Annotated in this window: 11 protein-coding genes; all 11 read right to left on the reverse strand. The window is 65.8% G+C overall.

What is annotated here, in order from left to right:
- Positions 1-7 precede the first annotated feature (7 nt).
- Entirely contained in the window at positions 8-1,183 is a 1,176-nt protein-coding gene (locus DELCS14_RS17085) for an acetyl-CoA C-acyltransferase (RefSeq protein WP_013802768.1), read from the reverse strand.
- A 59-nt stretch (positions 1,184-1,242) separates the two neighbouring features.
- Positions 1,243-3,342 (reverse strand): 3-hydroxyacyl-CoA dehydrogenase NAD-binding domain-containing protein, encoded by a 2,100-nt coding sequence (locus DELCS14_RS17090; RefSeq protein ID WP_013802769.1) that lies wholly within the window; start codon positions 3,340-3,342, stop codon positions 1,243-1,245.
- Positions 3,343-3,492: 150 nt separating this feature from the next.
- On the reverse strand, positions 3,493-4,188 hold the full coding sequence (locus tag DELCS14_RS17095; RefSeq protein WP_012205150.1) for an ABC transporter ATP-binding protein: 696 nt from the start codon (positions 4,186-4,188) through the stop codon (positions 3,493-3,495).
- Positions 4,189-4,198: 10 nt separating this feature from the next.
- A complete protein-coding gene (locus DELCS14_RS17100) occupies positions 4,199-5,026 on the reverse strand; it encodes an ABC transporter ATP-binding protein (protein WP_013802770.1) in 828 nt (275 codons plus the stop codon).
- A 3-nt stretch (positions 5,027-5,029) separates the two neighbouring features.
- A complete protein-coding gene (locus tag DELCS14_RS17105) occupies positions 5,030-6,394 on the reverse strand; it encodes a branched-chain amino acid ABC transporter permease (RefSeq protein WP_013802771.1) in 1,365 nt (454 codons plus the stop codon).
- Between the two features lie 4 nt (positions 6,395-6,398).
- A complete protein-coding gene (locus DELCS14_RS17110; protein ID WP_013802772.1) occupies positions 6,399-7,352 on the reverse strand; it encodes a branched-chain amino acid ABC transporter permease in 954 nt (317 codons plus the stop codon).
- A gap of 52 nt (positions 7,353-7,404) precedes the next feature.
- Positions 7,405-8,640 (reverse strand): branched-chain amino acid ABC transporter substrate-binding protein, encoded by a 1,236-nt coding sequence (locus DELCS14_RS17115; protein ID WP_013802773.1) that lies wholly within the window; start codon positions 8,638-8,640, stop codon positions 7,405-7,407.
- A gap of 388 nt (positions 8,641-9,028) precedes the next feature.
- Positions 9,029-10,264: a branched-chain amino acid ABC transporter substrate-binding protein gene (locus DELCS14_RS17120; RefSeq protein WP_013802774.1), complete on the reverse strand. Its 1,236-nt coding sequence runs from the start codon at positions 10,262-10,264 to the stop codon at positions 9,029-9,031.
- Between the two features lie 169 nt (positions 10,265-10,433).
- Positions 10,434-12,071 (reverse strand): 3-(methylthio)propionyl-CoA ligase, encoded by a 1,638-nt coding sequence (locus DELCS14_RS17125; RefSeq protein WP_013802775.1) that lies wholly within the window; start codon positions 12,069-12,071, stop codon positions 10,434-10,436.
- A 112-nt stretch (positions 12,072-12,183) separates the two neighbouring features.
- The gene (locus DELCS14_RS17130) at positions 12,184-14,019 is read right to left on the reverse strand and encodes a CocE/NonD family hydrolase (RefSeq protein WP_013802776.1); all 1,836 of its coding nucleotides are present in this window, start codon (positions 14,017-14,019) and stop codon (positions 12,184-12,186) included.
- Between the two features lie 102 nt (positions 14,020-14,121).
- Positions 14,122-15,834, reverse strand: a complete 1,713-nt coding sequence (locus DELCS14_RS17135; protein WP_013802777.1) for a carboxylesterase family protein — start codon at positions 15,832-15,834, stop codon at positions 14,122-14,124.
- Between the last annotated feature and the right edge of the window lie 85 nt (positions 15,835-15,919).

Genomic DNA, 15,919 nt, shown 5'->3' on the forward strand with positions numbered 1-15,919 from the left:
CCTGCACTTACAGCACTTCGAACACGCCGGCGGCACCCATGCCGCCGCCGATGCACATGGTCACGCAGACACGCTTGGCACCGCGGCGCTTGCCTTCAATCAGGGCGTGGCCCGTCAGGCGCTGGCCCGACACGCCATAGGGATGGCCCAGGGCGATGGCGCCGCCGTTGACATTCAGGCGATCGTTGGGGATGCCCAGCTTGTCGCGGCAGTACAGCACCTGCACGGCAAAGGCTTCATTGAGCTCCCACAGGTCGATGTCCTGCACCGTCAGGCCCAGCTTCTTGAGCACCTTGGGCACGGCGAAGACGGGGCCGATGCCCATTTCGTCAGGCTCGCAGCCGGCCACGGCAAAGCCCAGGAAGCGGCCAAGAGGCTTGAGGTTGTTGCGCGAGGCATAGTCCTCGCTCACCACCACGCAGGCGCCTGCGCCGTCGGAGAACTGGCTGGCATTGCCGGCCGAGATCACGCCGCCGGGCAGCGCGGGGCGGATGCCCGAGATGCCTTCCTTGGTCGTGCCTTCGCGCACGCCCTCGTCCTTGCTGCAGGTCACTTCCTTGGTGATCAGGCCGCGCACCTTGTCGGCCACGCCCATGGTCACGGTGATGGGCGCGATCTCGGCGTCCAGCAGGCCGGCGGCCTGGGCCGCGCAGGCCTTTTGCTGGCTGGCGGCGCCGTACTCGTCCATGGCGTCACGGCCGATGCCGTAGCGCTTGGCGACCTGTTCGGCGGTCTGCAGCATGCTCCAGTAGATCTCGGGCTTTTGCTTGGCCAGGGCCAGGTCCTGGATCATGTGCAGGTTCATTTCCTGCTGCACGCAGGAGATGGATTCCACGCCGCCGGCCACATAGACATCGCCCTCGCCCGCGATGATGCGCTGCGATGCGGTGGCAATGGTCTGCAGGCCCGAGGAGCAGAAGCGGTTGATGGTCATGCCCGATGCGGTGATGGGCAGGCCGGCCTTGAGCGCGATCTGGCGCGCAATGTTCATGCCGGTGGCGCCTTCGGGGTTGGCGCAGCCCATGATCACGTCATCGACGGCGGCAGGGTCGACGCCTGCGCGCTGCACGGCGTGCTGCACGGCATGGCCGCCCAGCGTGGCGCCATGGGTCATGTTGAAGGAGCCCTTCCAGCTTTTGGCCAGGGGCGTGCGGGCGGTGGAAACGATCACGGCGGATGTCATGGATATTCCTTGTATGGCGGGTTTGCGGTGGTTCGCAAAAAGTTCGTGCGCCGCACGTCTCAGCTGAATTGCTTGCCTTCGGCCGCCAGCTTCGCCAGCAGCGGGGCCGGCTGCCAGAAATCGGCGTCGTCGTTGGGGTTCTTGGCGAAGCGGTTCATGGCCTGGACCACGTTGAACAGCCCCACCTCACCCGCGTAGTGCATGGGGCCGCCGCGCCAGATGGGGAAGCCATAGCCGGTCAGGTAGACCATGTCGATATCGCCCGACTTGCCGGCGATGCCGTCTTCCAGGATGTGGGCGCCTTCGTTGACCAGGGCGAAGACCAGGCGCTGGACGATTTCCTCATCGGAGATCTTGCGCGGGGTGATGCCCAGCTCCTTGCGGTGGGACTCGATCATCTGGTTGACCAGCTCGGACGGGATGGCGTCGCGCTTGCCCGCCTGGTAGTCGTACCAGCCCGCGCCGGTCTTCTGGCCGAAGCGACCCAGCTCGCACAGCTTGTCGGCCGTGCGGCTGTACTTCATGTCGGCGCGCTCGACGGCGCGGCGCTTGCGGATGGCCCAGCCGATGTCGTTGCCGGCCAGGTCGCCCATGCGGAACGGTCCCATGGCGAAGCCGAACTTCTCGATGGCCTTGTCCACCTGGGCGGGCGTGGCGCCTTCGTCCAGCAGGAAGCCGGCCTGGCGCGAGTACTGCTCGATCATGCGGTTGCCGATGAAGCCATCGCACACGCCCGAGACCACGGCGGTCTTCTTGATCTTCTTGGCCAGCTTCATCACGGTGGCCAGCACGTCCTTGGCGGTGTGCTTGCCGCGCACCACTTCCAGCAGCTTCATCACGTTGGCGGGGCTGAAGAAGTGCATGCCCACCACGTCCTGCGGGCGCTTGGTGAAGGCGGCGATCTTGTCCACGTCCAGCGTGGAGGTGTTGGAGGCCAGGATGGCGCCGGGCTTGGCCACCTCGTCCAGCTGCTTGAACACGGTTTCCTTGACGCCGAGTTCCTCGAACACCGCCTCGATGATGAGGTCGGCATTCTTGAGCGCGTCATACGACAGCGTGGTGCTCAGCAGCGCCATGCGCTGGTCGTACTTTTCCTGGGTGAGCTTGCCCTTCTTGACCTGGGCTTCGTAGTTCTTGCGGATGGTGGCCACGCCACGGTCCAGCGCTTCCTGCTTGGTCTCCAGAATGGTCACGGGAATGCCCGCGTTCAGGAAGTTCATGGAGATGCCGCCGCCCATGGTGCCGGCACCGATGACGCCCACGGTCTTGATGTCGCGCACAGCCGTGTCAGAGGGCACGTCGGCGATCTTGGAGGCCGCGCGCTCGGCCATGAACAGGTGGCGCAGCGCGCGCGACTCGGGCGACCACATCAGTTGCATGAAGGCATCGCGCTCCAGGGCCATGCCCTCGTCGAACTTCTTGCGCGCGGCGTTCTCCACCGTGTCCACGCAGCGGGCCGGGGCCGGGTAGTTCTTGGCCATGCCCTTGACCATGTTGCGCGCGAACTGGAAGTAGGCGTCGCCCTGGGGGTGCTTGCAAGGCAGGTCGCGCACGCGCGGCAGCGGACGCTTGTCGGCCACTTCCAGCGCAAAGGCCTTGGCCTCGTCCAGCAGGGACTCGGGCGAAGCGGCCATCTTGTCGAACAGCTTCTGGCCGGGGATGGAGGCCAGCAGCTCGCTCTTGACGGGTTCGCCGCTGACGATCATGTTCAGCGCGGTCTCCACGCCCAGCACGCGCGGCAGGCGCTGCGTGCCGCCTGCGCCGGGCAGCAGGCCTAGCTTGACTTCCGGCAGGGCCACCAGGGTGCCGGGAGCGGCCACGCGATAGTTGCAGCCCAGCGCCAGCTCCAGCCCGCCGCCCATGCAGACGGTATGGATGGCGGCCACCACGGGCTTGCTGCCCTGGTCCAGCGAGTTGATCAGCGAGACCAGGTGCGGCTCGCGATACGCCTCTTCCTTGCCGAACTCGTTGATGTCAGCGCCGCCCGAAAAAGCCTTGCCGGCACCCGTGATGACGATGGCCTTGACGGCCGGGTCGGAATAGGCCTTGTCCAGCCCCTCGACGATGCCCCGCCGCGTGGATAGTCCCAGGCCGTTGACCGGCGGATTGTTCAAGGTGATGACGGCGATGGCACCGTCCACTTTGTATTCAGCAGTCATGCTGTTGTCCCCTATGCGATAGAAAAAGAACGATCGTGCGATTTTGATTGTAAAAAAAATGCGGGCCGGCGCCACTGCGGTTTGTCCCAAGCGGGACAAGCGCCGCGGCCCGGGCCGCCTGCCTGGCAGCATGCCCAGCCTTGTGCGGCATCAGACCTCCAGCCACTCCTTGCGCACCTTCTGATCGGCGCGCAGCCCGTCGGGCGTGCCGTCGAAGACGATGCGCCCATGGCCCATGACCAGGGCCCGGTCCGAGATGCTCATGGCAATGGTGAGCTTTTGCTCGATCAGCAGCACGGACACGCCGCGCTGCTTGATCTTTTGCAGGTACTCGCCCACCAGCTCGACGATCTTGGGAGCCAGGCCCTCGGTGGGCTCGTCGATGATGATCAGGTCCGGGTCGCCCATCAGCGTGCGGCACAGGGTCAGCATCTGCTGCTCGCCGCCCGACATCACGCCGGCCTCGGTGTGCTGGCGCTCCTTCAGGCGCGGGAACATGGCGTACATGTCGTCGAAGCCCCAGCGGCTGTCCCGGCCCTTGCCCTTCTGTCCCAGCAGCAGGTTCTGGTGCACGGTGAGGTTGGGGAACACATCGCGGCTCTCGGGCACGTAGCCCACGCCCAGGTGGGCGATCTCGTAGGCCTTTCTGCCGGTCAGGCTCTGGCCTTTCCAGTCCAGCGAGCCCTCCCAGTGCACCAGGCCCATGATGGCCTTGGCCGTGGTGGAGCGGCCCGATCCGTTGCGTCCCAGCAGCGCGACGATTTCGCCGGGCTGCACCGAGAAATCCACGCCATGCAGCACATGGCTTTTGCCGTAATAGGCATGCAGGTTGTTGATGTTCAGCATCCGCGCTTCCTCAATGTGCACCAGCTTGTTGATCCGCCACGGACGAGCCCAGATAGGCCTCCTGCACGCGCGGATTGGCACGCACGGCCTCGGGCGTGTCGTAGGCGATGACTTCGCCGTAGACCACGACGGCGATCTTGTCGGCCAGGCCGAAGACCACGCCCATGTCGTGCTCCACGGTCAGCAGGGTCTTGCCTTCGGTGACCTTCTTGATCAGCTGGATGAAGTGGGCCGTTTCGCTGTTGCTCATGCCGGCCGTGGGTTCGTCCAGCAGGATGACGCCGGCGCCGCCGCCGATGGTGATGCCGATCTCCAGCGCGCGCTGTTCGGCGTAGGTCAGGTTCACCGCCAGCGTGTCGCGCTTTCTGTGCAGGCCGATCATCTCCATCAGCTCATCGGCGCGGGCATTGGCGTCGCGCAGCTTGGACAGGAAGCGCCAGCAGCTGTAGCGGTAGCCCAGGCTCCACAGCACGCTGCAGCGCAGGTTCTCGAACACGCTGAGCTTGGGAAAGATGTTGGTGATCTGAAAGCTGCGCGACAGCCCCATGCGGTTGATTTCATAGGGCTTCTTGCCGTCGATGCGCTGGCCGTTGAGCAGCACCTGGCCGCTGGTGGGCTCGAAGCGGCCACTGATCAGGTTGAACAGCGTGCTCTTGCCCGCGCCGTTGGGGCCGATGATGGCCACGCGCTCGCCCGGCTTCACGGCCAGCTGGGCGCCACGGATGATCTCGGCCTTGCCGAAGCGCTTGTACAGGTCGCGCAGCTCCAGCGCGTAGGTGGCCTCGCCGGTTGCGGCAGCGGCGGCAGTGCCCGGACGTTCGATTGCAATGCTGGACATGGTTCAACCCTCCCCGCGCTTGATGGCTTCTTCGATTTCTTCCTGGATGCGCTCCCAGCGGCGCAGGCACCAGCGCCTGGCCACTTCCAGCAGGCCCAGGCCCACCACGAAGATGGCAACGGCCACGGTCCAGGTCGATGCCGAGCTGGTATCGAGCTGCACGCCCATGAACGAGACCTGGGGACCCAGGGCCGCATTGAGCTGCAGGTGGTAGATCATCTCGACGATGGCCGCGCCGCCCACGATCATGACCAGGGCGCTGGCCGCGATGGCCAGGTAGGGCTGGGCCAGCCGGCGCCACTTGCCGAAGCGCGCCACGCGCAGGTTCATCATGATCAGGCTGGCAACGCCGCCCGGTGCGTACATCACCATCAGCAGGAACACCAGGCCCAGGTACAGCAGCCAGGCCTTGGTCAGCTCCGACAGCAGCACCGAGGCCAGCACCAGCAGCACGGCGCCGATGATGGGCCCGAAGAAGAAGGTGGCGCCGCCCAGGAAGGTGAACAGCAGGTATGAGCCCGAGCGCATGACGCTCACGCTGTCCATGGCCGTGATGATCTCGAAGTTGATGGCTGCAAGCCCCCCGCCCACGCCAGCGAAGAAGCCCGCGATGATGAAGGAGAAGTAGCGCACGCGCTGCGTGTTGTAGCCCACGAACTCCACGCGCTCGGGGTTGTCGCGCACGGCGTTGAGCATGCGCCCCAGCGGCGTGCCCGTGAAGGCGAACATGGCGGCCGTGCAGATGAAGCAGTAGGCGGCGATCAGGTAGTACACCTCCATGCCCGAGCCGAAGGTCAGCCCGAAGAAGGGCTTGCCATAGACGCGGTCGGTGGTGATGCCGCCCTCGCCCCCGAAGAATTCGGGGAACATCAGCGCCATGGACGCCACCAGCTCGCCGATGCCCATGGTGATCATGGCGAAGGTGGTGCCCGACTTCTTGGTGGTCACATAGCCCAGCAGGGCCGCGAAGAACATGCCGCCCAGGCCGCCGATGATGGGAATCAGCACCAGCGGAATGCCCCAGTCGCCGGAGCTGGCCCGGTTCATCGCATGGATGGCGATGAACGAGCCCAGCCCCGTGTAGACCGCATGGCCGAAGCTCAGCATGCCGCCCTGCCCCAGCAGGATGTTGTAGGACAGGCAGATGATGATGAGATAGCCGATCTGGCTGAGCATGGTCAGCGCCAGGCTGCTGGTGAACACCAGCGGCGCGACGATCAGCGCCAGGGCGAAGGCGCCCCAGATCAGGATGCGGCCGATGTTGAGCGGCTGGAAGCTGTAGTGGCGCCCTGCGCCCGCAGCCCCCGAAGCGCCCGGAACGCCTTTTGCGGCAGTGGATGTCATGGTCGTTTTGGTGATCGAGGACATGGTGTCAATCTCCCCGCGTGCCCAGGAGGCCCTTGGGCCGGAAGATGAGGATCAGCACCAGGAACAGGTAGGGCAGGATGGGCGCGACCTGGGAGATGGTGAGCTTGAGCAGCGGCCAGCCAAAGGTCTGCTCGCCGACCGGGCTGCCCAGCGAGGTCAGCAGGCTGGCCAGCGACCAGTCGATGGCCACGGCAAAGGTCTGCACGACGCCGATCAGCAGCGATGCCACGAAGGCCCCCGCCAGCGAGCCCATGCCGCCGACCACCACCACCACGAAGATGATGGAGCCGACCGACATGGCCATGGCCGGCTCGGTCACATAGGTGTTGCCGCCGATGACGCCGGCCAGCCCCGCCAGCGCGCAGCCGCCGCCGAACACCATCATGAACACGCGCGGCACGTTGTGGCCCAGCGCCTCCACCATCTCGGGGTTCTTGAGCGCGGCCTGGATGACCAGGCCGATGCGCGTGCGCGTCAGCAGCAGCCAGACGGCCACCAGCATCAGCAGCGCCAGCAGCATCACGAAGGAGCGCGAGCGCGGGAACTGCGTGCCGTACAGCGTGAACAGCGGGCCCTGCAGCGCGGGCGGCAGGCCGTAGGGCACGGTGCCCCGGCCCCAGACCAGCTGCACCACCTCGAGGATGAGGTAGGACAGGCCGAAGGTCACGAGCAGTTCGGGCACATGGCCGTACTTGTGCACGCGGCGCAGGCTGTAGCGCTCGAACATGGCGCCCAGTGCGCCCACCAGCAGGGGCGCGACGAACAGCGCGCCCCAGAAGCCGATGATGCCGCTGAGCGTGTAGCCGAAGTACGCGCCCAGCATGTAGAAGCTGGTGTGGGCGAAGTTGAGCACGCCCATCATGCTGAAGATCAGCGTCAGCCCCGAGCTGAGCATGAACAGCAGCAGTCCATAGCTCACGCCGTTGAGCAGCGATATGGTGAAGAACTCAAGCGTCATCGAAAGGCCTTGGTCTCGGTGCGTTGGGGACAGGAGGCGGTGCGGGCCGCTCTCAGGACGGGCGCTTCATCTGGCAGGAGGTGGGCGTGCTGGCCACGTAGGGCTCGTAGTACTTCACCGGGGCGAAGGTGTAGCCCGTGTTCTCTGCGTCATACGGGTTCTTGCCGCCGGCCTTTTCCCAGCGCGTGATGTACAGGCCCTGCTGCAGCTGGTGGTCGCTCTTGCGCATCTCCACTTCGCCGTTGAAGCTCTTGAGCTTCATGCCCTCCAGCGCGGCCGCCACCTTCACGGGGTCGGTGCCGCCGGTCTTGACGAAGGCCGCGTCCAGCAGCGCGAACACGTGGTAGATCGAGCTTTGCGTGAGGTCGTCGTTCATCTTCTTCTTGAACTCGGCCATCAGCGGCTGGATGGGGCCGCCCATGTTGTAGTGGCCATAGCCCACGGTGTAGACCTTGCCGTCGGAGGCCGCGCCCATGGCCGTGGGCGAGCCCGAGCCGAAGGCGTAGTAGGTATAGAACTTGACGTTGTTCAGGCCCGCGTCATTGGCGGCCTTGAGCAGCAGCGACAGGTCCGATCCCCAGTTGCCCGTGATCACCGTGTCGGCGCCCGATTGCTTGATCTTGGCGATGTAGGGCGCGAAGTCGCGCACCTGGGCCAGGGGCGCGAAGTCGTCGCCCACCACCTGCACGTCGGGCCGCTTGGCCTTGAGCATTTCCTTGGCGTACTTGGAGACCTGCTGGCCGTGCGAGTAGTTCTGGTTGATCAGGTAGACCTTCTTGACCTCGGGCACGTCCTTCATATAGGTCGTCAGCGCTTCCATCTTCATGGAGGTGTCCGCATCCAGGCGGAAGTGCCAGTAGCTGCACTTGCTGTTGGTAAGGTCCGGGTCCACGGCCGCATAGTTGAGGTAGACGACCTCCTTGCCCTTGTTGCGTGCGTTGTGCTTTTCCAGCGCATCCATGATGGCCAGGGCCGGGCCCGAGCCGTTGCCCTGCACCACGTAGCGTGCGCTCTGGTCCATGGCCGAACGCAGCACGGCCGTGGTCTCCTGCGGGCTGAGCTTGTTGTCCAGCGGGATGATCTCGAACTTCACGCCCGAGGCATTTTTCCTGTTGAACTCCTCGGCCATCAGCTGGAAGGTCTTGAGCTGGTTCGTGCCCACGGCGGCCATCAGACCCGACAGCGGATCGATCCAGCCGATCTTCACCGTCTCGCCCTTTTGCGCCCAGGCGCCCGATGCACAGGCCAGCATGGCCGAGGCGGCCACCGAATGCACGATCCACTTCATTTTTCTGTCTCCTTTTTCCGGTTGATTCGGATATCTGTATTGGCGCCAGACTAACGCCTGAATGACAATTTCCCTCTGGGGAATGCCTTAGAAACTATCGCGCATGCGACTTGGCTGCGGCCCTGGACACATTGGCGACAGATCGCCATCGATCAGGCCAGAAAACCGCGTTTTGCCTGATTTCAGGCAAAAAAAGGGGCGCCTCGCGCCCCTTTGCGAAGTCATGCGTTCTCCCGTATATCAATGAGCCATGGCGATCAGCCAGAAACTGGCCTGTCGCAACGAGGAGGCACCGAGGAAGGGCCGCCCCGCACCGAGGGTGCCGTCCCCCTCCCGCGAAGCGAGAGAGGGGGAAGCGGCGCAGCCGCTCAGGGGGTGGCTTTTCATTTCAGGAGGGTCGCTTCATCTCACAAGATGTCGGCGTGCTGGCCACATAGGGCTCGTAGTACTTCACGGGGACGAAGGTGTAGCCGGTGTTCTCCGAATCCATCGGGTACTTGCCGCCGGCCTTTTCCCAGCGCGCGATGAACAGGCCCTGCTGCAGCTGGTGGTCGCTCTTGCGCATCTCCACTTCGCCGTTGAGGCTGTTGAACTTCATGCCTTCCATGGTGGCCGCCACCTTGGCCGGGTCCGTGGTCTTGGCGCGCAGGAAGGCCTGGTCCAGCATGGTCAGGCCCGAGTACAGCGAGCCCGTGTACATGTCGTCGTTGAACTTGGCCTTGTAGCCCTTGGTGATGCGATCCAGCGGGCCGGGCAGGTTCATGTGGCCGTAGCCCACCATGTAGACCTTGTCGGCCGCAGCCGCGCCCATGGCCGTGGGCGCGCCGGTGGCGATGGCGTAGTAGGTGTAGAACTTGACGTTGTTCAGGCCTGCATCGCTGGCGGCCTTGATCAGCAGCGCCAGGTCCGAGCCCCAGTTGCCCGTGATCACCGAGTCGGCACCCGACTGCTTGATCTTGGCGATGTAGGGTGCGAAGTCGCGCACCTGGGCCAGCGGCGAGAAGTCGTCGCCCACGATCTCCACATCGGGGCGCTTGCGCTTGAGCATCTCCTTGGCGTATTTGGAGACCTGCTGGCCGTGCGAGTAGTTCTGGTTGATCAGGTAGACCTTCTTGACCTCGGGCACGTCCTTCATATAGGTCGTCAGCGCTTCCATCTTCATGGAGGTGTCCGCATCCAGGCGGAAGTGCCAGTAGCTGCACTTGCTGTTGGTGAGGTCCGGATCCACGGCCGCGTAGTTCAGGTAGACGACTTCCTTGCCCTTGTTGCGCGCGTTGTGCTTTTCCAGCGCATCCATGATGGCCAGGGCCGGGCCCGAGCCGTTGCCCTGGAAGACGTAGCGCACGCCCTGGTCCATGGCCGAGCGCAGGGCCGCCGTGGTTTCCTGCGGGCTGAGTTTGTTGTCGATGCCGATGATTTCGAACTTCACGCCCGAGGCCGTGCCCTTGTTGAGCTCCTCGGCGATGTACTGCAGGCTCTTGAGCTGGTTGGACCCCAGCGCGGCCATGAGGCCGGACAGCGGGTCGATCCACGCAACCTTCACCGTCTCGCCCTTCTGGGCCATGGCGCCCGTGGCGCAAGCCAGGGCCAGGGATGCCGTCAATGCCTTGATCGCAAACTTCATGAAGCGTCTCCTCTTGTGGTGGTTTCTGGGCGAGGCCCAGGGTAATGGCCCCTGTGCCCTGCCCTGATCGGTGATTGCCCCTAGCGGCTATCGCCGACGAGACTCGGACCGGCCGCCCCGGCCAGGACATGCCCCCGCATGCCCTGGCCCGGTGGCCGCCCGCAACGGCTCAAAGCCCCGGCAGCCGGTAGCCGGCCAGCTGCTCGCGCAGCCGGGTCTTGAGCATTTTTCCGGTGGCGCCCAGCGGAATGGCATCGACGAAGACCACGTCGTCGGGGATCTGCCACTTGGCGGTCTTGCCCTCGTAGAACTTGAGCAGTTCCTCGCGCGTGACCTCGGCGCCGGGCTTCTTCGCCACGGCGACGATGGGGCGCTCGTCCCACTTGGGATGCGGCATGCCGATGCAGGCGGCCATGGCCACGGCCGGATGGGCCATGGCGATGTTCTCTATGTCGATGGAGCTGATCCACTCGCCGCCGGACTTGATCACGTCCTTGCTGCGGTCGGTGATCTGCATGAAGCCGTCCGGGTCGATGGTGGCCACGTCGCCCGTGGGGAACCAGCCGCGGCCCTGCGCGTCCTTGACCAGCGGGCTTTCGCCCTTGAAGTAGCTGTCCACGATCCAGGGGCCGCGCACCAGCAGGTCGCCGTAGCTCTTGCCGTCCCAGGGCTGGTCGGTGCCGTCGCTGCCCACGATGCGCATGTCCACGCCATAGATGGCGCGGCCCTGCTTTTGCAGGATCTTCATCTGCTCGTCCTTGGGCAGCTGCAGCTGCTTGTTCTTGAGCGTGCACAGCGTGCCCAGCGGGCTCATCTCGGTCATGCCCCAGGCATGCAGCACCTCCACGCCGAATTCGTCCTGGAAGGCCGTGATCATGGCCGGCGGGCAGGCGGAGCCGCCGATCACCGTGCGCTTGAGCGTGGAAAACCGCAGGCCGCCCGGCCTGATGTGGCCCAGCAGCATCTGCCAGACCGTGGGCACGCCGGCCGCGTAGGTGACGCCCTCGGCCTCGATCAGCTCGTACAGCGACTTGCCGTCCAGCGCCGGGCCGGGGAACACCAGCTTGCAGCCCGTGAGCGCGGCCGAGTAGGGAATGCCCCAGGCGTTGACGTGGAACATGGGCACGACGGGCAGCACCGAGTCGCGCGCCGATATGCACATCACATCGGGCAGCGCGGCCGCGTAGGCGTGCAGCGTGGTGGAACGGTGGCTGTAGAGCACCGCCTTGGGATTGCCCGTGGTGCCGCTGGTGTAGCACATGCTGGAGGCCGTGTTCTCGTCGAATTCGGGCCACTGGTACTGGTCGGACTGGCCGCCAATCCAGGCCTCGTAGCTGACCAGGCCCGGAATGCCGCTGTCGGCGGGCAGGCGGTCCGCATCACACAGCGCCACCCACTGGCGCACCGTGGGGCACTTGGCATGCACGGCCTGGATGATGGGCAGGAAGGTCAGGTCAAAGCACATGACGCGGTCTTCCGCGTGGTTGATGATCCACGCCACCTGGTCGGGGTGCAGGCGCGGATTGACCGTGTGCAGCACGCGGCCCGAGCCGCTGACGCCGAAGTACATCTCCATGTGGCGGTAGCCGTTCCAGGCCAGCGAGGCCACGCGGTCGCCGGGCTGCAGGCCCAGGCCGTCCAGCGTGTTCGCCAGCTGGCGCGAGCGCCGTGCCAGGTCGCGGTACGTATAGCGATGGATATCGCCCTCCACCCTGCGCGAGACGATCTCCGCATCGCCATGGTGGCGGTCGGCGAAGTCGATCAGCGACGAGATCAACAGTGGTTGGCTTTGCATCAGACCCAGCATCTATAGGCTCCTAAGGTGATTGAACTTCGTGAACGTCGTGAACTGCGGACCGCGGATTCGCGCAAGGCCGAGGACCTGGTGCGCGATGCCGCTGCCCGCATGGAGGGTGGGCTCAGGCCGGCGCCCTGGGTCCGATCCCGGCAGGGACAGGCGCATCGTTTTTCCGGCATGGTTGACGCATTGTCTTGTCGCAACTCGGCAGCGTCTTCGCATGCTCGTATGGGATATACCCTAGGACGATGCTGGAGGCATGCGCCGCGTCATGCCACAGCGTGTTCGTGGACGGCGTCTTGTCGTTGCCGAAGATCCAGTATCCGGTCTGCGATGGCGAATCCACTGTCACGCGAATGCTTGAACCGGCGCGGAACACATGCGCGAATTTCTGGATCTCCACCCGCATCAACTGGGGCTGGCCGGCAACCAGTGGCACATCCTTGTCCCGTGTGTAGGCCCCCCAGGGACGCAGCGCCGTGGATCGGCTCTCATCGAGCGCACGCTTGGAGGCACGCAGCCAGCCGCGCTGCACGAACATCTCCTGCCCGTCCGGCCGCACCTCGGACACGGTGACCTGGATGTCGGTATTGGCGGCCGTGGCGCTGAGCCACAGGTCGGCCGAGCCTTCGCCATAGAAGCTCAGGTCCTGCGGCAGGGCCGCCGTGGTGAAGACCAGCTGGCCATCCTTTTCCGAAGCGGGCACGGCGGGCCAGCCTTCGGCCGCCGGGTTGTTCACCTGCGGACTCAGGGCCGGATAGCGGTAGCTGGAAGAAGCCGTGCCTGAGGCGGGTGCGCTGTCGCCCAGCGCCTGGCCGGGCTGCATCCACAGGCGCAGGGGCTTGACCTGGACAGGCAGCCGGTCAAACCGTGCCTCGGCCGTGGGCATGAGCTTGGCGCCGCCATTGAGGGCCTTGGCGTCCGTGGTCTGCATCTCCTGCAGCAGGCGCACGCGCGGCTCCTTGTCGAAGCCGTTGTCCTCGCCCTTGACGAAGCGCGCCAGGAAGCGCTTCAGCGTCTGGTCGATATGGTCCGAGGTGATGTTCGTGTGGTGGTCGCCGTTGGAGCTGACCAGCCACATCCTGTCGGGCGCAATGGTGTCCTCGTAGTAGCCCGAGCGCGGGCCGATCTGCTCGTCCTGCCAGGACTGCGTGCCCAGCGTGGGGATATTGATCTTGCCGCTTTGCAGCATGGCGCTGCGCTCCAGGTACAGGCCATCGGCATAGGGGTTGTCCAGCCACTTGATGAGGTCCAGCTCGGGCCGCTTGATCTTCTCGATGTTGTCGGCCACGGTCTTGGCGCATTCCGTGTCGCCACCGTTCTTCACGGCCAGGTCGGCGGCCGTGCGCCAGATGCGCGGGAAGCCGTTCCACCACTGCGCCGGAAAGCCGATGTTGGCAATGCCGCCCGGATAGCCCACGTCGCGGTAGGGATCGCCCACATTCTTGCTGGGCGTGATCGCCAACAGCCCCTTGGGCCGGTGCGCAGCCACCCACAGCTGGTTGTAGCCCGAGTACGAGTAGCCGATCATGCCGATGCGGCCATTGGACCAGGCCTGCCGCCCGGCCCATTCGATGGCAAAGGCACCGGCCGCACCTACGCTGGCGTCAAACACCTTGTCATCCCCCGTGGAGCAGCCCGTGCCCGGCACGTTCAGCCCCATGACCGCATAGCCTTCCTTGGTCCAGGGACTGCTGATGTTGGGGTACGAGCCCGAGATATAGCCGTCGTACTCGACCAGCAGCGGGAACGGGCCCTGCCCCTCGGGCAGGAGCAGCGAGTAGCGCATCCTGCTGCCGTCCGGCAGGGTGATGTAGCCCGATTGCTGGCCCGGCCCCATGGGCGCGGGCATGCCCGACGATCCCCCTCCGCAGGCGGCCAGGCCCACGGCGGCGGCGGCAATGGCCCCCGCCAGCGGCCAGCGCCAGGCATGTGTGAAAACGGTCTTGACTGTCATGGGTACTTGTCTCCTTCGTTGTTGTTGGCTATCTCTTGGGGCTTGCCTCAGCAAGCCCCTGCTCGCTCATCTACTCGCTCACCTGCCCGCACAACGGCTCTCTCACTGCAGCCGGATACTTGTCGCGCCCGGCTCGGCGTCGAAGATCAGGCTGGACGGCCAAGGCTTCCATGTCTGGCCCAGGGCCGCGTTCTGCGGATTGCCCGTCTGCATGAAGGCCTTGAGGCTGGCCATCATGGCGTTCGACAGCGCCAGCCGGCCCGGGGCATTCGCCGTGCTGTTGGTCACGCGGGAGAACACGGACGGCCCGAAGTTGCCGAAGAGAAAGGGCAGATCGAACGCATGGGCCGCGCCGTAGACCGTGTTCCAGGGGGCGGGCTGGCGCGCCCAGTCGAAGCGGTAGCTCCAGACCTCGGCCTGCCGGGTGCGCAGCGTGTTGAGCAACTGGTCGCGGCTGGGATCGGCGAACAGATGGGTCAGTTGCGCCATGCGGGCGTTGTAGCCGGTGACCGGCGTATCGACGGGCAGGTAGGCGGCATCGATGATGTCGGCCAGGCCCGGCGCGTTCGGCGACTGCGCATCGAAGGACTGCATCATGCGAAAGCGCGCCGCATCATCGATCCTGAAGCCCGGCTTGCCGCCCAGCGCCGCCAGCAGGGGTGCGAACAGCTTGCCCTCCTCGGCCGTGTAGCCGGCCATCACGGGCATGCGGTTGTATTGGCCCGCAGCCAGCGCGGCCATGGGATCGGTGGGCAGCAGCAGGCCGTCGGGAATCGGTCCCGCGCCCGTCAGGCCCTTGGCCACCAGAGTCTGCAGCAGCACGCGCGCATCCTTGCCGCGCAGGTAGGCCGCAATCTGCGCCGGTGTCCAGCCGGCAGCCACCGTGGCCGCAGCCGCCACATCGGCAGCCAGCCCATCGGCCACCATCAGATGGGCCAGCAGCAGCGCGGACTGGGTGGCGTAGGCCGAAGCCGGCTTGAGCGTGGCCAGCACGCCGGCCGGCAGGTTGGATGGAAGCGACAGCCCGCCGCTGATGGGCACCAACCTGTGGAACAGGCCGCGCGCCGACTCGGCCGCCAGCAGCGCCAGCACATTGGTGGCACCCGCCGACTGGCCCATGAGCGTGACATTGCCCGGATCGCCGCCAAAGCCCGCGATATTGCGCTGCACAAAGCGCAGCGCCTGCAGGTTGTCCAGCAGCGCGAAGTTGCCCGTGGCCGGCGCGCCGGCCTGCATCTGCGGCATGTGCATGTAGCCCAGGATGTCCAGCCGGTAGTTGGCCGTCACCACCACGGCATTGGCGGCGCGCGCCAGGGCCGCGCCGTCATACAGTGGATCGGCCGTATAGCCCGAGATGGCGCTGCCGCCATGGATGAACACCAGCACCGGCAGCTTCTCGGCGCCGCTGGCCGGGCGCCAGATGTTGAGCGTCAGGCAGTCCTCGCTGCCCACGGGCTGGCCCAGGGTGGAGGCAATGGTGTCGTCGAAGCGGTTGTTGGCTCCCGGGCCGTACATGCGCCCGATCTGCAGGCAGGCATTGCCGAACTGGCGCGCCTCGCGCACGCCCTCCCAGGCCTTGGGCTCGGCCGGCGGCTGCCAGCGCAGCGCGCCCACGGGCGCCTGGGCAAAGGGCACGCCCTTCCAGTAATAGGTGCCCGTGGCGGCGCCGTCGTCCACGCCGCGCAAGGGGCCGTAGGCCGTCTCGCGCAGTTCGGGACCTCCGCCGCCCGAGCCGCCGCAGGCCGCGAGCCACAAAGCCATTGAAGCCACGGCCAGGCGTATGCCGCCAGCCATCCACCGCTGTCCTGTGCGCATGCTTGTCTCCTGAATGGTTTTTGGGGTTTCCCGTATGGGCCGCGCCGGGCCCATGGGTCACACTGCGCAGTCGTTCGCCGCGCTG

The organism is Delftia sp. Cs1-4 (genome assembly GCF_000214395.1).
Lineage (GTDB): Bacteria > Pseudomonadota > Gammaproteobacteria > Burkholderiales > Burkholderiaceae_C > Comamonas > Comamonas acidovorans.